The 1,833-nt window shown below is 56.5% G+C and carries 1 protein-coding gene and 3 pseudogenes; 1 reads left to right on the top strand and 3 read right to left on the bottom strand.

Annotation, left to right across the window (positions count from 1 at the left end):
- Positions 1 to 173: 173 nt before the first annotated feature.
- A pseudogene (locus DMO26_RS33375) lies at positions 174 to 971 on the top strand (IS3 family transposase); the annotation flags it as partial.
- A 70-nt stretch (positions 972 to 1,041) separates the two neighbouring features.
- Here the strand turns inward: DMO26_RS33375 and DMO26_RS34080 are convergent.
- The 3 genes and pseudogenes from DMO26_RS34080 to DMO26_RS33365 form a co-directional block, all read right to left on the bottom strand.
- Positions 1,042 to 1,197, bottom strand: a pseudogene (locus DMO26_RS34080) (IS630 family transposase); the annotation flags it as partial.
- Between the two features lie 25 nt (positions 1,198 to 1,222).
- A complete protein-coding gene (locus tag DMO26_RS34705) occupies positions 1,223 to 1,375 on the bottom strand; it encodes a helix-turn-helix domain-containing protein (protein WP_226951524.1) in 153 nt (50 codons plus the stop codon).
- Positions 1,376 to 1,682: 307 nt separating this feature from the next.
- A pseudogene (locus DMO26_RS33365) lies at positions 1,683 to 1,833 on the bottom strand (IS256 family transposase); the annotation flags it as partial.

Raw genomic sequence — 1,833 nt, 5'->3', positions numbered from 1 at the left:
CCATAGACCGCTGCGGGAAGCGGCGCATTGCGTTTAGGCATAGCAACCTCCTTTGATTTGACCGCCTCATGATGCGGCAGGAGGACGAGGCGGACCATCCCATTAATGACGCGGCCATCTCAGCGCCTGAGGTGAGCCATCGTGGCGCCACTGGTTCGAGCTCGATGGCGAACGCCGAGAAAGCAGTGGCGCAACGCGGTGTGAGTATCGCGCTGGCATGCAGGACATTTGGCGTCAGCGAGACGTGTTTTCGGTATAGCCCAAAGCGCAATGCCGATAACGATGATATCGCCGATCTGCTGCTTGGGCTTGTGAAGGTGAAGAAGACCTGGGGTTTCGGTCTCTGCTTCCTGTATATGCGCAATGTCCAAGGCCATCACTGGAACCACAAACGCGTCTATCGCATCTACCGGGAGCTTGAGCTGAACCTCAGGATCAAGCCCCGGCGGCGGCTGAAGCGCGAGAAGCCAGAGGAACTGGCGGTGCCCGATGCGCCGAACCTGGTCTGGTCGATGGACTTCATGGCGGATCGCCTGGCGGACGGTCGCCAGTTCAGGCTTCTGAACGTGTTGGACGACTTCAATCGAGAGGGACTGGGGATCGAGGTTGACTTCTCACTGCCTGCCGAGCGGGTCGTGCGAAGCCTCAACCAGATAATCGAATGGCGGGGCAAGCCACTGGCGATCAGGGTTGATAACGGCCCCGAATACGTCAGTTCGAAGCTGGTCGAATGGGCAGAGAAGCAAGGGATCGCATTGAACTACATCCAGCCCGGCAAGCCTCAGCAGAACGCCTATGTCGAGCGCTACAACCGAACTGTTCGGCATGAATGGCTCGATCTGTATATTTTTGACAGCATAACGCAGGTGCAGGAGATCGCCACGGAATGGCTTTGGACGTATAACCACGAACGGCCCAACATGGGCATTGGCGGCATTACACCCGCTCAGAAACTGAAAATGGCCGCGTAAGTTCTACCGCTGAACCCCGTTAAAACGGGGAGGATTACCAAGGCATGCATGAAGCTAGAGCAGATTCGATTTAATCCGGGTCATATCCCGCAGCCTCGAAGTAGTGGCGGCATTCCTCGGCGGTGAAGGCGGAGAGGCAATCGGCGACGGCGGACCAAAGATCGTCGACGGTTCTGGCGGCCGCCTTTCTGAGCAGGGCCTTGAGCTTCGAGAAAGCCATCTCAATTGCTTTGCCATGATGACTCTCCAGTTCAGGTTCCTGTTGAGGCCTGTGATAGGCTGACAAGCCAGATCCGTTGTGTTCCTACGTCAACGAGACGCCCTTTCAATTTGCCGCGTCTGAGCCAACCGTAGGCGGTCTGTCGATGAACACCGAGCCTCTCGGAAAGCTCTTGCAATGTCACTTCGTCGTCATTGTGCCGCGGGATATGGCTCGACCAGATCGGTCGCTTCTTCCCGAGGCCTTTTCGCACGAGGAGCTTCTGGACGATCAGTGCATCGAATCTGGATTTCTTCGCCGGTGACCAGCCCTGGGCGTTAAGATCGTCGGCGATTTGTTGAGCCGTTGCGCCCTGGGCACGTAACGCCGTGATCCGGGCTAATATCTCGTCGTGATGTTCCAGCTGTTCAAATCGCCTTACGGTTCGGATAATGGGATGCGTTGGGAGTGTCAGGAATTTCGTGTACGGGCGTGCGGTTAAACATTTCGTTTTACGCCCTCGCGGCGTGGAAGCAGTCCGCGAAGAGAACGGCGAATTGGGATTTTGCCATCGCCCATTCTTTGGGTGGCATTTTCCACGCTTTCTCCGATCTGTTCAAGACCAGATACAGGAGTTTCGTCGCAGCTTCGTCAGAAGGGAAG

Source organism: Rhizobium terrae, assembly GCF_003425685.1.
Classification (GTDB): Bacteria; Pseudomonadota; Alphaproteobacteria; order Rhizobiales; family Rhizobiaceae; genus Neorhizobium; species Neorhizobium terrae.
The sequence above is the reverse complement of the archived record's forward strand: the minus strand, read 5'-3'. Positions and strand labels throughout refer to the sequence as shown.